The sequence below is a fragment of the Rhizobium sp. Root1204 genome (assembly GCF_001424965.1).
Lineage (GTDB): Bacteria > Pseudomonadota > Alphaproteobacteria > Rhizobiales > Rhizobiaceae > Pararhizobium.
In genome coordinates this window covers 208,262-223,516 of sequence record NZ_LMCZ01000034.1, presented here as the reverse complement: position 1 = coordinate 223,516, position 15,255 = coordinate 208,262, and the positions used below count along the sequence as shown (strand labels likewise).

Genomic DNA, 15,255 nt, shown 5'->3' with positions numbered 1-15,255 from the left:
TAACGGACACTCCATGCTTTTCGACAGGCCGCTGGTGCCCGCCGTGCTCATTCAGCGCTACAAACGCTTTCTCTTCGATGCCGTTCTTGAGGACGGGCGCCAAATCACCGGCTCCTGCCCCAATACCGGATCAATGCGCGGGCTGACCACGCCGGGCTCGCGGATCTGGTTGTCCGAGCACGACAGTCCAACGCGCAAGTACCGGCACATGTTCGAAATGATCGAAGTCGGAGACACCGTCGTCGGCATCAATACCGGGCTACCGAACCGGCTGGCGGAAGAAGCGATCAGGGCCGGACAGGTCGGCGACCTTCACCTCTATGCGACCCTCCAGCGTGAACAGAAATATGGCCGCAATTCCCGCATAGACATGCTGCTGACCGATCCCGAGCGCGGACGCGCCTATGTCGAGGTCAAGAACGTGCATTTCAGCCGGACGGCGGGCCTTGGTGAATTTCCTGACAGCCCGACGGCACGGGGAGCAAAACATCTGGAAGAACTCGGCGATATGGTCGCTGAAGGCCATCGCGGCATCATGATCTACCTGATCCAGCGGGATGACTGCGCCACGTTCAGGATATGCGACGACCTCGACCCGGTTTATGCCGCGGCTTATCGCCGAGCCATACAGCGCGGGGTTGAGGCCTTTGCGATCAAGTGCCGGGTTTCGCCGCAGCAAATTGCGCCTGATGGGCTGATCCCGATAGACGAACCCGCCTGTGCTGATCTATGACACTTAAGAAAGACAACTGAAAGTATTGTAATGGTCACCTATATCGAGGCAGCGTCAGCGCCCTACAAGAATACCGGCGTCATCCGCCTCTATACGCCCCAGGATTTTGCCGGCATCAAGCGCGCCTGCCAGCTCACCGCGCGTTGTCTCGATGAGCTGGCGAGCCGCGTCAAGCCGGGTGTGACGACCGACGAGATCGACCGTTTCGTGTTCGATTTCGGCATGGACCACGGCGCCCTGCCCGCGACGCTCAACTATCGCGGCTACACAAAGTCGTCCTGCACCTCGATCAACCACGTCGTCTGTCATGGTATTCCCAATGAAAAGCCGCTGCGCGAAGGCGATGTCGTCAATATCGATGTCACCTATATCGTCGACGGCTGGCACGGTGATTCCAGCCGGATGTATCCGGTCGGCGAAATCAAGCGCGCCGCTCAGCGTCTTCTCGAAGTCACCCATGAATGCCTGATGCGCGGCATCGCCGCCGTCAAGCCCGGTGCGCGCACCGGCGCCATCGGTGAAGCCATCCAGACCTTTGCCGAAGCCGAGCGCTGTTCGGTGGTGCGCGATTTCTGCGGTCATGGTGTCGGGCGCCTGTTTCACGATGCGCCGAACATCCTGCATTACGGCCGCGCCAACGAAGGCCCGGAAATGCGCGAAGGCATGATCTTCACCATCGAGCCGATGATCAATCTCGGCCGGCCGCATGTGAAGGTTCTGGCCGATGGCTGGACTGCCGTTACCCGCGACCGCTCTCTTTCGGCGCAATACGAACATGCTGTCGGCGTCACCGCCACCGGCTGCGAGATTTTCACCCTGTCACCGGGCGGCCTCGACCGTCCGGGCCTGCCAACATAAGGTTTGCGATGACAAAGCCCCCATTTTCTTCCGAAGGCGATCATTCGCAACCGGCTGATGAAAGGGGCTTTTTCGCCGAACAGCAAGCAAAACGGCCGGCCTTGGCATTACCACCAGTGTCGCAAGACGATGCGCATTACCATGGCCATCGAGACCGGTTGCGGATACGCTATCGGGATCACGGTGATACGGCGCTGGCTGACTACGAAATCCTTGAGCTGCTACTCTTCCGGCTGATTCCGCGTCGCGATACCAAACCGATCGCCAAGGCGCTGCTTGAACGTTTCGGTACGCTGGCCGGCGTCTTTGGCGCCTCGCCTGCCTTGCTGCAGGAAGTGAAGGGGATTGGCGAGGCCGTTGCCCTCGATCTGAAGCTGATTTCGACTGTTGCCCATCGCACTCTCAAGAGCGAACTGAAGGGCAAGCAGGTGCTGGCCTCCTGGTCATCTGTAGTCGATTACTGCCATGCGGCGATGGCACACGAGACCCGGGAACAATTCCGCATCCTTTTCCTCGACAAGCGGAATGCGCTGATCGCCGACGAGGTGCAACAAACCGGCACCGTCGATCATACGCCGGTTTATCCGCGCGAAGTGGTCAAGCGCGCGCTCGAACTGTCCGCAACGGCGCTTATTCTCGCGCATAATCATCCCTCCGGTGATCCAACCCCTTCCCGGGCCGATATCGAGATGACCAAGATGATCGTCGATACAGCAAAGCCACTCGGGATCACCGTTCACGATCACATCATCATCGGCAAGGATGGCCATGCCAGCCTCAAGGGGCTGCGCCTGATCTAATCGTACCAGTTTTCAGAGCCACTTCGCTCGCCGGAACATGCGGTAGAGCATGCTGCATACGACAAAGATAAGCCCCAGGATAACAAAATAACCATACTTGAATTTCAGTTCGGGCATGTCGTCGAAATTCATCCCGTAAATTCCGGCAATCGCTGTTGGTACCGCCAGAATTGCCGCCCATGAGGCGAGCTTCCGCGAAATTTCGGTTTGTTCCGACTGGCCGATCATCAGGCTGGCTTCGAAGGTGAAGGCAAGCACCTCGCGCAACGTATCGATATCCTCCTGGACACGCCGCACATGATCGGTCACGTCGCGGAACAGCGCATGCAGCGTCGCGTCCATACCGGGTAAATCGAGATGCTCGTGGCGCCGGCAGACATCGACAAGCGGCACGACGGCGTTGCGCAGGCGAAGCAGGCTGCGGCGCAGGAAATAGAGCCGCTCGATATCCTTTTTGTCAAGGCGATCACGCAAGACCCGTTCTTCCAGTTCCTCCACTTCCGCATGAATGCCCTCAACGACCGGCATGTAGTTGTCGACGATAAAATCGAGGATGGAATAGAGAATGTAATTCTCGCCATGCGCCAATGCGGCTGGCGAAGCCTCGCAGCGTTGCCTGACCAAATTGTAGGATGTCGACGGCCCGTGACGCACCGAAACGACATAGCCGCGGCCGACGAACAGATGCGTTTCGCCGAAAACGATCTCATCGCCCGCCATATGGGCAGTGCGCGCGACGACGAAAATCGCATCGCCGTAGATTTCCAGCTTGGGGCGCTGGTGCGCGTGACCGGCGTCCTCGATCGCCAATGCATGCAAGCCGAACTCGACCTGCACCTCGCGGAGCAGCTCATCATCCGGCTCATGCAAGCCAATCCACACGACCGCCTTATCGCGGCCTTTCCACTTGTGCGCATCCTGGATTTCGATATCGCGGATGCGCTGGCCATCTTCGTAGACTGCGGCAGCAACCACTCCGGGACGGCTGCGCGGCTTGGCCGGTGGCATATCGGTGACGGTGGACGAAGCAGCCGTTTCGCTTTCTTGCCGGCTTCCAGCTTCCTGCAAAACCATGACACACCTCCCAGTGTTCAAGCGCCCAGTGACAGCGGATATAAACCTTCCCGCGGACCGCCGATTTCCCGACCAATATAATCGCTTTTGGTTAAATAAGCATCGGTAAGCCTGGGGCATGTTCCCAAGGCTTTATTAAACTGTAAGATTGACGATATAGACGCTTGCGGGCGACATTTATCGCAGCGCACAATGATTCTCCTCCATCACCGGAAACGCGTCATGAACCAGTACGATCTCGTGGTTGTCGGAAGCGGACCTGCAGGACGCAGAGCCGCCATCCAGGCTGCCAAACTGGGCAAGAAGGTTCTTGTCATCGAACAGGGAAAGCGCGTCGGTGGCGTCTCGGTCCATACCGGCACAATTCCTTCCAAAACGCTGCGTGAGACCGCACTCAACCTGACCGGCTGGCGCGAACGCGGCTTTTACGGCCGGGCCTACCGCGTCAAGGAAGAGATCAGCGCCGAGGATCTGCGCCGCCGTCTGCTAATTACGCTGGATCACGAGGTCGAGGTGCTGGAACACCAGTTTGCCCGAAACCGCGTGCAGCATATGCGCGGCAAGGCCAGCTTCGTCGATTCGCAGACGATGCAGATCGTGAAGGAAGACGGTGAGACCATCCAGGTTTCCGCCACCAGCATCCTGCTTGCGGTCGGCACGAAGCCGTTTCGCCCGGATTACATTCCCTTCGATGGAAAGACGGTGCTCGATAGCGACGAATTGCTTGAAATCGAAGATCTGCCGCGGTCCATGGCCGTCATCGGCGCGGGCGTCATCGGTATTGAGTATGCGACGATCTTCAGCGCGCTGGATACGCAGGTGACCCTGATCGATCCGAAGGCCACAATGCTCGATTTCATCGACAAGGAAATCGTCGAGGACTTCACCTATCAGTTGCGCGACCGCAACATGAAACTTCACCTCGGCCAGAAGGCCGAAAAGGTGGAGCGGCTGCCGGATGGAAAATGCTCGATCAAGCTCGACAGCGGCCGCATCATCATCTGCGAAATGGTGCTGTTTGCTGCTGGCCGCATGGGCGCCACAGATTCTCTTAACCTGGAAGCTGCTGGTCTTCAGGCTGACAGCCGTGGCCGCCTCAGCGTCAACCCCGAGACATTCCAGACGTCGGTTCCCAACATTTATGCCGCCGGCGACGTTGTCGGTTTCCCAAGCCTTGCTTCCACGTCGATGGAACAGGGCCGCATTGCGGCGCGCGTCGCCGTTGGGGCAATCGCCAAGGAACCGCCTAAATTCTTCCCCTACGGCATCTACGCCGTTCCGGAAATCTCGACCTGCGGCCTGACGGAGGAAGAGGTCAAGGAGCGCGGCATTCCCTATGAATGTGGCATTGCCCGGTTCCGCGAAACATCGCGCGGCCATATTATGGGGCTCGATTCCGGGCTTCTGAAGCTAATCTTCTCGCTCAAAACCCGCCGCCTGCTTGGCGTTCATATCGTCGGCGAAGGTGCCACCGAGTTGGTCCATATCGGCCAGGCGGTCTTAAACCTGAAGGGCACCGTCGAATATTTCGTCGAAAACACCTTCAATTACCCGACGCTGGCCGAAGCCTACAAGATCGCCGGTCTCGACGCCGGCAACCGGATGGGCGAGATCACGCCGAAGGTGTGAATGGGCGTCAGGACGGCGGCGTTTGGGCCATCAACCAACCTCCGCACATCGGAATCATAGATAGAGAAAAGCCGCCTCAACGGGCGGCTTTTCTTGTCAAAGGTTTCGCGGTTTATTCTGCCGGCTGACCTTCCGTTTTCCGGCCGATCGTCTTGGCCCTTTCGCGCAACCATTGGAAGTTCACGTAAAGCATCGGGATCAGGAAGATACCAATCAATGCCGCACCCAGCATGCCGCCGAAGACGGCCGTGCCAACACCACGGCGGCTCAGCATGCCAGCCCCTTCCGCAATGACCAGCGGCACCAGACCGGCAATGAAGGCGAAGCTGGTCATCATAACGGCACGGAACCGTTCGCGCGCGCCTTCGACAGCCGCGTCCGCAATACCCAACCCTTGCTTTCGTCGTTCCATGGCAAACTCGACGATCAGAATGCCGTTCTTTGCCGCAAGCGCGATCAGCACCACAAGGCCGATCTGGGCATAAAGGTTGTTGTCGAGACCCGCCACCTTCAGCCCCAGCATCGAGCCGGCAATGCCGGCCGTCACCGATAGCAGCACCGCTATCGGGATCGTCCAGCTCTCGTAGAGACCGACAAGGAACAGATAAGCAAAGAGCACGGCAAGCCCGAGGATCATCGTCGTCTTGCCGCTGGCCTCGATTTCCTGCAGGGCTGTGCCGGTCCACTCATAGCTATAGCCGGCAGGAAGCGTCTTGGCGGATACAGCCTCCATCGCCGCAATCGCTTCGCCGGAGCTGCGCCCCTCTGCTGGACCGCCGTTGATCGTCGCGCTGGCATAGTTGTTGTAACGGACGATCAGCTGTGGTCCGAGGATCAGGCGTGCCTGCGCAAACGCCCGGATCGGCACCATCTGGCCCTTGTTGTTGCGAACATTGATCCGGTAGATATCGTCAACCTTCGATCGCTCCGAAGCCTCGCCCTGCACCGTGACCTGCCATGTCCGGCCAAACAGATTGAAGTCGTTGGCATAGGCGCTGCCGAGCACAGATTGCAGGACATTGAAGACATCCGAGACCTCAATGCCGAGCGTCTGGACTTTCTCGCGATCGATATCGAGATAAAGTTGCGGGGTATTGGCCGCATAGGTGGTGAACACCTTGCTCAGCGCCGGGTCCTGATTGGCGGCAAACACCAAGCCGCGTGCCGCCTGGGCAACATCGCTGGCGCTGCCGCCGGTCAGGCTGAGCAACTGGTATTCGAACCCGCTTCCCGTTCCCAATCCGATGATCGGCGGCAGGTTATAGACGATAACGTTGGCATCCTTGATCGCCTGCAGTTCAGCGCTCAACTTGCCAAGCAGTCCGTTCACGGACAATTCCACCCTCGTGCGGTCCGCGAAGGGCTTCAACGTGACCACCAACAGACCGGAATTCGACTTCACCTGGCCATCGAGCAGACTATAGCCGACAACCGACATCACACCATCGACGCCATCGGTCTTGCGGATCATATCCTCGACACGCTTGGCAACCTCGTTGGTGCGGTTGACCGAAGCGCCATCCGGCAGGACGATTTCACCGAAAATAGCGCCCTGATCCTCCGATGGCAAAAAGCCTGTTGGCGTCGATTTGACCAGCCAACCGGTACCGGCCATGAGGCCGGCAAGAAGCACAAGCCCGAGGACAGCGAAGCGGACGAACCGCCGCACCAGCGATGCATAGCCATCGCGGGCATAATCGATTCCCTTCAGCACATAGCGGATCGGGCCGCGCTTGGGACCATGATGGGCCTTCAGAAGCACGGCGCAGAGTGCGGGCGACAGCGACAACGCGTTGATCGCCGAAATCACCATCGAGACCGAAACGGCCACCGCGAACTGGCGGAAAAGCTCACCGGAAATGCCCGGAATGAACGCCACCGGGATGAACACCGACAGCAGCACCAGCGTGATGGCGATAATCGGTGCCGTGATCTCTCCCATGGCAAGCCGCGCGGCTTGTGCCGGCGTGATGCTCGGGTCTTTCTCCAATTGGGCCTCGACCGCCTCGACCACGACGATCGCATCATCGACGACGATGCCGATAGCCAGCACGAGCGCCAGCAGCGAGACAGTGTTGGCTGAAAAGCCGAGCGCCATCATCACGGCAAATGTTCCGATCAACGAAACTGGTACCGCGATCAACGGAATAAGCGTTGCCCGAACACTTCCAAGAAACAGATAGACGACGATGACGACGAGAATGAAGGCCTCGACCAGGGTCTTGATGACCTCGTGAATGCTTTCCTCTACGAATTTCGTCGTATCGTAGGTGACTTTGTAATCGACGCCCTCCGGAAATGATGGCTTCAACTTTTCGAGCAGTTGGCCGATAGCCTCCGCCGTCGCAATCGCATTGCCTCCGGGAGACTGGTAGATGCCAAGCACGGCCGCCGGTGTGCCATCCTGCCGGCCGATCTGCTCCGCCGTCTTCGACGTCAATTCGACGCGCGCCACGTCGCGGATGCGGACAAAAGAGCCGTCCGGCTGGGCACGCAGAACGATGCTGCCGAATTCCTCGACCGTGCTGAGGCGCCCCTTCGTCTGGATGGTCAACTGGAACTGCTGGTCGGGCAGCGCCGGCTGAGCGCCGATACGGCCGATGGCCGCCTGGACGTTCTGCCGCTTCAGCGCGTCGACAATGTCATTCGGCGTCATGCCGAAACTGGTCAGCCGCTCCGGAGTCACCCAGATGCGCATGCTGTAGTCGGATGGCGTCAGCAGCGAGACGTCGCCCACACCGCTGATCCGTTTCAAGCCATCAATGATATTGATTGTCGCGTAATTGGAGAGGAAAAGCTGGTCCTGCTTGCCGTCTTTTGACGTCAAGGCGATGATCTGCATCAGCGCGGAGGATTTCTTCTTGACGTTGATCCCCTGCGACCGTGCTTCCTGCGGTAGTTGCGCCTCGGCAAGGTTGACGCGGTTCTGAACGTTGACCGCGTTGATATCGGGATCCGTTCCAACTGCGAAGCTGACGGTCAGTGTATAGCTGCCATCGTTGCCGCTGGTCGACTTCATGTAGATCATGTTGTCGACGCCAACGACCCGGGATTCGATCGGCTGGGCGACGGATTGCTGAACGATTTCAGCACTGGCGCCGGGATAGCTGACGGTTACGGACACCTGCGGCGGCACGATGTCCGGAAACTGGGCAATTGGTATGACGCTGAGCGCGACAAGACCTGCAATGGTGATGACGAGCGATATAACGACCGCAAGCCGTGGCCGATCGATGAAAATACCCGACAGCATGTTTTAGGATCCCGACTTGACTTCGAGCGGCTCTACAACCTGCCCAGGGCGAACCCGCTGTATGCCCTCGGTCACGATCCTATCACCGACGGCAAGGCCCTTGAGAACGGACAAATCGCTGCCTTCGGCCTGGCCCGGCTCGATACGGCGAACCTCGATCTTGTTTTCGCTGTTGACGACGAGGGCAAAAGGTCCTGATTGGTCGATCTGGATAGCCGCTTGTGGCACGACCAACGACTTTTCTGCAGCTCCTCCTTCGACAATCACAGTCACGAGTTGACCATCGACGAGGATGCGGTGCGGATTGGGAAATGTCGCGCGAACGGGCAACGTGTCGGTGCCCTGATCGGTGGTCACATCGACAAAACTGACCTTGCCGGGCTCGCCATAGCGCGTTCCATCGGCAAGATCGACATAGACGACTGCCGCATCCACGGTGCTGCCCAGCGTTCCCTTGCTCGTCAATTTTTCTCGAATGGCCAAAATTTCACGCTGGGATACCGCGAAGCTCACATAGATCGGATCCTGGCTGACGACCGTCGCGAGGACATTGCTTGATGGACCGACAAAGTTTCCGATGGAATAGACTGAGCGGCCGATACGGCCGTCGATCGGAGAGCGAATCTCGGTGTAGCCGAGATCAAGCTTGGCTTTGTCCAGCGCAGCGTTCAATTGCGTGAGGCTACCCTTGGCCTCATTCTGCCTGGCAATCGCCAAATCAAGCTGATTTTGTGCTGCAGCATTTTTCGCGACAAGAGTTGTCTGCCGCTGAACTTCGATATCCGCCAATTCCAGTACGGCTTTAGCCGACTCGATCGCCCCCTCGGCCTGGACAACCGCTGCCTCGTATTGCCCCTTTTCCATGACAAAGAGCAGATCGCCCTGCCTGACATCCTGGCCTTCGGTGAACAGCCGCTTTTCGAGGAATCCATCGACACGCGCCCGCAGATCGACCTTGTCTACCGCCTCCACGCGCCCGGTGAAGGATATGGCTGGCCTGATATCCTTTTCGACGACCCGGGTGACAGAAACCGAGGGCGCGGCAGCCGGTTTGGCAGCCTCCTGAGCCATGGCGCCGGTACCTATTGAAATCGCCGAGATGAACATCGCAGCAGTGACCAATGATCGATAGGCGCAACCTGCCATTGAATATCCCCTCAATCGCGTCCCATAACAACAACCTCACCTTCCTCTGTCGGATGGCAAGTGTCAATCTACGGACATCCTTGAAGTTTTCGCTTTTCGGATTGTTCCAATCGAGGACAAAACACCGAACTACAACGGCCGCGGGGCCAAAACATCAAACCGATGTTGCGGCCCCGCGAAAGCAGAAAAGCCGCCCCTTGCGGGACGGCTTCTCCAAAAATCATGCGACGATGCGCGGGCTTATTCGGCGCTGTCGTCAGCTGCCTTCTTCTTGGCCGGAGCCTTCTTCTTCGGAGCGGCTTCTTCGCCTTCCGCAGCTTCAGCCTTGGCAGCCTTCTTCTTCGGGGCCTTCTTCGTTTCCGAAGCGCCTTCCTCGTCGTCGGCCAGCAGTTCTTCCTTGCTGACGGTCTTGTCGGTAACCTTCACTTCGGAGAGCAGGTGATCGACAACCTTTTCTTCGAAGATCGGAGCGCGCAGCGATGCGGCTGCACCCGGGGTCTTCTGGAAGTAGTCGATGATCTGCTTTTCCTGGCCCGGGAACTGGCGCAGCTGTTCGAACAGCGAACGCTGCATTTCTTCGTCGGTTACCGTCACACCGGCCTTTTCGCCGATTTCGGAGAGAACCAGGCCGAGACGGACGCGGCGTTCAGCCAGCTTGCGGTATTCGCCGCGGGCTTCTTCTTCCGTGGTGTCTTCGTCGGCGAAGGTCTTGCCGGCCTGTTCTAGGTCGGTGTTGATCTGGCGCCAGATGTTGTCGAACTCGGCATCGACGAGGCGCTGCGGCGTGTCGAACTGATAGAGTTCGTCCAGCTGGTCGAGAATCTGACGCTTGACCTTCTGGCGGGTCATCGAGCCGTACTGGCTTTCGATCTGGCCGCGAACGACTTCCTTCAGCTTGTCAGCCGATTCGAGGCCGAGCTTGGTAGCGAGGTCGTCGTTGATTTCAACAGCGGCAGCAGCGGCAACGTCCTTGACGGTGATGTCGAAGGTAGCTTCCTTGCCAGCAAGGTTTGCAGCCGGGTATTCAGCCGGGAAAGTCACGGTGATGACCTTCTCGTCGCCAGCCTTCAGGCCAACGAGCTGTTCTTCGAAGCCCGGGATGAAACGGTTGGAGCCGAGAACCAGTTCAGCGTCTTCGTCCTTGCCGCCGTCGAAGGCTTCGCCGTCGACCTTGCCGAGGTAATCGATGGTGACGCGGTCGCCGTTGGCGGCCTTGCCCTTCTTGGTTTCGTAGGTGCGAGCATTTTCAGCGATCTTGAGGATCTGCTCGGTCACTTCGGCTTCGTCGATATCAACGACTTCGCGGGTCACCTTGATGCCGCTGATGTCCTTGAGTTCGATCGCCGGAATGATTTCGTAGGCCAGCGTGAATTCGAAATCGGCTTCAGCGCTGAGGATCTTGTCCGCTTCGGCTTCGTTTTCGGTCATCGCGATTTCCGGCTGCGTCGCAGACTTTTCGCCGCGCTCGGACAGGATTTCGGTCGGCTTTTCGCGAACGAGTTCGTTGACGAGCTCAGCCATGATCGACTTGCCATACATCTTCTTCAGATGTGCGAAAGGCACCTTGCCCGGACGGAAACCGTTGATACGGACCTTGTCCTTGGTTTCGGCGAGGCGCTCGTTCATACGAGCTTCCATGTCCTTGGCCGGGATAACGACCTTGAGTTCGCGCTTCAGCCCTTCAGCGAGCGTTTCGATAACCTGCATGTTCAAACCTTCATTTCACGTTGACAGGGCTCTGTCGGTGTTCTTGTACACGAGCACTTGAGCCGATCCATTTGCCGGGAGTGGCTTTACGCAAATCAGTCACCGTTTTGCAAGCAAAATGGCGCCGTCCTATCGATCGACGCCAAGGCAAGCCCTGGACGTCCCTTTATTCTGGTGCGGGTAGAGAGACTTGAACTCCCACGCCTTGCGGCACCAGAACCTAAATCTGGCGTGTCTACCAATTTCACCATACCCGCGTTCAGAAAAACCGCAGCGCCTGCTCGCATCGGCACAGAAAAGTCTATAGCGAGCCGCCAAAGACAGACCTGCACCGGGTTCAGGGCGTTCCCGAGCGCGGCGTCTCTATATCACCCGTTTCCAAGGGATCAAAGGAAAAATGGGGATCGGCGGAAAAATGCGGTTTTTGTCGTATTCCCATCACCTGCCCGGCAAGAAACCACCTCCCGATCAATAAAGCGGCTCCTCATAGAGCGGCTTGCCGTCAATCGCGATCAGGCGAATCTGCATCCGGCCCTCATCATCCACCCGCGCGGTCACCGACAAGGCACTGGCATTGCGCGCCTCCTCGAGAACCTTGCCCTCGCCTTCCGGCACATAATAACGCTCGATACCGTAATCGACATTCAGCGAAGACTGTGCGCCGTCCGGCGCTGGATAAAAATAGAATGGCGCGCTGCGGGCAATGATGCTGCCCGCCTTTGGTGCAAGAGCATTGAACGAGGCTTCCGCAACACCCCAGAATCCGTCCGGCTGCTTTTCAAGCCGTACGGAGAGCTGCGCGTCAGTCGCCTCGGCGGGAAAACCGCCGGCCACCTTGTCGGCCGGAATGGTCGAGATATCATAGGATAAGATGACATAGTCGCCGCGCAAAAGGTCGCGTGGATCGACGGGAACGGTCTTCAGCACCACATCGACCCCGTTGCGCAGGATCGAGGCGCGGCTCTCGATCATGTAGCCTAGGAAGGCGGTCTGCAACAAAGCGACCAGGATTGCCGCAAACAGCGGTCTGACCAACGGATTGCTGCTCATGCCACGCTCCCTTCGGCTGCGGTTTTAGATGACAAGCGCTTTTCCAGCCGGATGACCAGCCAGGCGATCAAAGCGACGACGACACCGGAAATCAGGAAAAAGCCGGATGTGCCAAGGATGCTGCCCAGTGTCTCGGACGCCAGATAAAGGGTTTCGGCCGCGAAAACCGCGTAACCGAGAAAGCGGACCGCACCATTCAGCCGGCCGGCGATGGCAATACCACCGAGCGCCACCGCAAGCGTCGTTGCTCCGATTGCGATCTCCTGGCCAATGCCATCAACCTCGTCATGCAAGGCCGCCAGCCCCATCACGGCAAGCGCAAAGCTATAAAAGACGGGAGCCGCTCCGGCCTCGCGGGCGAAACGATAGAGCGGCGACAGGGGAATGCTGGTCACCAGGAACGCTACGACACCTGCCCCGAACAGGAGGCTCGCGACCCAGACCTCCGGCAGCTCGACGTAAAACCAGCCGAGCCAGGCCAGGGCGAGAAGATACGCAAGGTGGCGGGCGATGCCCGCATTGGTGTATCGCACCAATGCAATCACGATGACGATCAGCAGCGGCACGAGGTAGATATAGCCGTTCCCCTCGAAACTGGCATCATTGTCGACCATCAGTTCGCCGAAAATCGCCCAGGCCAGGAAACCGCAAAACACCGCAAGGGCGGCGGACCGAAAGGCCACCGCGGTGACGCAAGCCGCCGCAAACCAGACGAGCAGCGCGTCGGTCGCATCGCCCGACAGGTGATACATCTGTCCGACCAGCGCAATTGCGCCACCAAAGGTCATCGTCGCCAGAACCAGCAACGCGGCGCCCATGGCCTTGAAACCACGGCCAAGGCAAAAGGCGGCGGCCAGATAAAACGCCCAGATCAGGCCAACGATACCGGCGACGCGCAGGATGCGGGGAATAGCTTCCCAATTGGCCGCCACCAGAAGCAGGATTGCAGCGGATACGAGGATCGCCGCCAGCACGAGAAGAACCCGGCCGGCGCTGAAGACGGTCTCGCGGCCATCATACTCCGCCAGCATGGCTTTTGCCGCCCCAGAATCAAGCATGCCCTTGGAAACCCAGATATTGAAGTCTTTTTCGATCCGTCCCCGGTACATCGGCCGATCCCCTTGCATGCGCGTGTTGGGCCACACATATCATAGGCGTTCCTGATTCCTAGATGACGATCAGGCCCGGCGCTCCCTCTTTGCGGCGTCAGCGGCGCGGTCATCGTTAACGAAGCATGAAGGGTTTCGTGCGAATCTGGAATCGGAAGAGAACTGCAGGGCGTATCGCCGGGCTTATGCGGAATTTGCATGTCATCCATGATGATATTGCACTGCACAAATCGCCATCGGTCACCTATCTTGTTCTCAAGAAGACGGAACGAGATCAGCGCAAGCGATCGGGACCGTCAGCGGCATGGCCAGCCGCTTTCGCTCAAGAAGCGGAAAAGGCCAGCGAATTTAAAAGGTTCGCTTCATAGAATTCGGAGTGGCGCACTCCTCCTCCCAGCGCCGCTCCGATCCGATGGGCAACACTCCTCCTCCCAGTTGCTCATCACCGTAAATGACGCCCGCTGGACCTCCTCCCCCAGCGGGCGTTATTCGTTTCAGCCCCCCCGACACATCATCGTATTTCTGCGGTCGCAACTGCGCGGATGATCAAAATTCAGGCATCCGTGTCGCAAACGACGAGTCTAGCCATGCAACAGTGGAATAGGTGCCATTCGCCATTGGCTCTACCCATTTGCGCTCGGCGGATTTATATTCAGGACAACTTCGGGGCAGCGCACTCCTCCTCCCAGCGCGCCCTGATGGGATCGGTAACACTCCTCCTCCCAGTTGTCGATCAGAACAAGCAACGCCCGCCGGACCTCCTCCCCCGACGGGCGTTGTTTTTTATTCGGCACCCTCTCCAAAAATCGGCACTTCAATTGCGGCGGTCACGCACTCGCATCGACTTTGGCCGAACCGTGACCAACGGGCGCACCGAGACTTGCAAGAAGCGCATGGGTGCGATGCAGCATTGTCTCTGTAATTTCAGGGCGGAACGGCCTATATTCCAACCATCAGATGAGGGCCAGCAAAGAGTGCTGGCAAACCTAGAAAGGACCAGCATCATGAATATCGCTCGCTCATTCAACAATTGGCGCAAGTACCGTCAGACCTGCAACGAACTCGGCCGCATGACCGACCGCGAACTGAACGACCTCGGCATCGGCCGTGGCGACATCCAGTACGTTGCCCGTCAGGCAGTCAAGTAAGCCTCGCGACCGGCTGGTTCTTCCAGCCCGATGCGCAGCCACCAAACGCCCTCCGGCTCAAACCGGCGGGCGTTTTTTTCGTTCAGGTGCCGCTTACAGGCTTTGAATGGACGGACCACTCCGATTACAAATCAACCATAGCTTTCGACGCAGTGCAGCATAACAGCTTCTGCCTATTTTCGTTGCAGCATCGTACTCAGCACGCCTTGGCAGGCAATCAGGGCAGAGACTCGCTCCGCAACACAATTTCGCCACACAAAACACATCCGAAAAACAAACGGTTAAACGGATTCCGGCTTGGCGAACCATGCCGTTAACCTATGGCTTGTTTTTCATCAGGCACCCAAAATGCTCAGCGAAACAGCATCGCATTGCACAAATGCATAGCAGATGCATTTTCTTTGCACTCCATCTTTTCCCGCGAAAGGCGTACAAGGATCTCAACGAAGCAGGCAATCACTGCACTGCTCATTTGTAAGTCTCAAGGAAAAGATCATGAACCCGATTCGTATCGCAAAAAGCTGGATCAACTACCGCCGTACCGTTGCTGAACTTGGCAACCTGTCCAACCACGCCCTGACGGACATCGGCATCACCCGCTTCGACATCCGCAACATCGCTTCGCGTTCCTTCCGTTAATCGGGCCAGTCCGTTGACCGGACCGGGAATGTCGAGGAACTAAAAACGGCACCACACGGTGCCGTTTTTGATTCCGGGCCTTGCATTGATATCAACCGCACGGAACCGG

General features: G+C 58.2%; 12 protein-coding genes and 1 tRNA gene. 6 read left to right on the top strand and 7 right to left on the bottom strand.

What is annotated here, in order from left to right:
• Positions 1–13: 13 nt before the first annotated feature.
• From sfsA to radC, 3 genes are read left to right on the top strand one after another with little or no spacing between them, the layout of a single operon-like run.
• A complete protein-coding gene (gene sfsA / locus ASC96_RS22190; protein ID WP_060505264.1) occupies positions 14–733 on the top strand; it encodes a DNA/RNA nuclease SfsA in 720 nt (239 codons plus the stop codon).
• A 30-nt stretch (positions 734–763) separates the two neighbouring features.
• The gene (gene map / locus ASC96_RS22185) at positions 764–1,591 is read left to right on the top strand and encodes a type I methionyl aminopeptidase (RefSeq protein ID WP_060505263.1); all 828 of its coding nucleotides are present in this window, start codon (positions 764–766) and stop codon (positions 1,589–1,591) included.
• Between the two features lie 8 nt (positions 1,592–1,599).
• The gene (gene radC / locus ASC96_RS22180; RefSeq protein ID WP_060505262.1) at positions 1,600–2,391 is read left to right on the top strand and encodes a DNA repair protein RadC; all 792 of its coding nucleotides are present in this window, start codon (positions 1,600–1,602) and stop codon (positions 2,389–2,391) included.
• Positions 2,392–2,403: 12 nt separating this feature from the next.
• Here radC and ASC96_RS22175 read toward each other — a convergent pair whose 3' ends face one another.
• On the bottom strand, positions 2,404–3,399 hold the full coding sequence (locus ASC96_RS22175) for a magnesium and cobalt transport protein CorA (protein ID WP_060505627.1): 996 nt from the start codon (positions 3,397–3,399) through the stop codon (positions 2,404–2,406).
• 288 nt (positions 3,400–3,687) lie between these two features.
• Here ASC96_RS22175 and sthA point away from each other — a divergent pair, with 288 nt between their 5' ends.
• Positions 3,688–5,094, top strand: coding sequence for a Si-specific NAD(P)(+) transhydrogenase (gene sthA / locus ASC96_RS22170; RefSeq protein ID WP_060505261.1), 1,407 nt, complete (start codon positions 3,688–3,690; stop codon positions 5,092–5,094).
• A 112-nt stretch (positions 5,095–5,206) separates the two neighbouring features.
• On the opposite strand, the gene ASC96_RS22165 is transcribed toward sthA, so the two are convergent.
• The 6 genes from ASC96_RS22165 to ASC96_RS22140 all read right to left on the bottom strand — a co-directional run bounded on the left by ASC96_RS22165 (position 5,207) and on the right by ASC96_RS22140 (position 13,359).
• On the bottom strand, positions 5,207–8,347 hold the full coding sequence (locus tag ASC96_RS22165) for a multidrug efflux RND transporter permease subunit (protein WP_060505260.1): 3,141 nt from the start codon (positions 8,345–8,347) through the stop codon (positions 5,207–5,209).
• 3 nt (positions 8,348–8,350) lie between these two features.
• Positions 8,351–9,493, bottom strand: coding sequence for an efflux RND transporter periplasmic adaptor subunit (locus tag ASC96_RS22160; protein WP_060505259.1), 1,143 nt, complete (start codon positions 9,491–9,493; stop codon positions 8,351–8,353).
• A gap of 240 nt (positions 9,494–9,733) precedes the next feature.
• Positions 9,734–11,200, bottom strand: a complete 1,467-nt coding sequence (tig, locus tag ASC96_RS22155; protein WP_060505258.1) for a trigger factor — start codon at positions 11,198–11,200, stop codon at positions 9,734–9,736.
• A 172-nt stretch (positions 11,201–11,372) separates the two neighbouring features.
• A tRNA-Leu gene (locus ASC96_RS22150) sits at positions 11,373–11,457 on the bottom strand.
• A 211-nt stretch (positions 11,458–11,668) separates the two neighbouring features.
• The gene (locus ASC96_RS22145) at positions 11,669–12,250 is read right to left on the bottom strand and encodes a GDYXXLXY domain-containing protein (protein WP_060505257.1); all 582 of its coding nucleotides are present in this window, start codon (positions 12,248–12,250) and stop codon (positions 11,669–11,671) included.
• Positions 12,247–13,359, bottom strand: a complete 1,113-nt coding sequence (locus ASC96_RS22140; RefSeq protein ID WP_060505256.1) for a DUF2157 domain-containing protein — start codon at positions 13,357–13,359, stop codon at positions 12,247–12,249. The genes ASC96_RS22145 and ASC96_RS22140 overlap by 4 nt, the downstream gene beginning before the upstream one ends.
• A 1,004-nt stretch (positions 13,360–14,363) precedes the next feature.
• Between ASC96_RS22140 and ASC96_RS32180 the strand changes: the two genes are divergently transcribed.
• Both ASC96_RS32180 and ASC96_RS34455 read left to right on the top strand, forming a co-directional pair.
• Positions 14,364–14,507: a DUF1127 domain-containing protein gene (locus ASC96_RS32180; protein ID WP_018325257.1), complete on the top strand. Its 144-nt coding sequence runs from the start codon at positions 14,364–14,366 to the stop codon at positions 14,505–14,507.
• Positions 14,508–15,002: 495 nt separating this feature from the next.
• A complete protein-coding gene (locus ASC96_RS34455; RefSeq protein ID WP_081927849.1) occupies positions 15,003–15,146 on the top strand; it encodes a DUF1127 domain-containing protein in 144 nt (47 codons plus the stop codon).
• Positions 15,147–15,255: the final 109 nt, after the last annotated feature.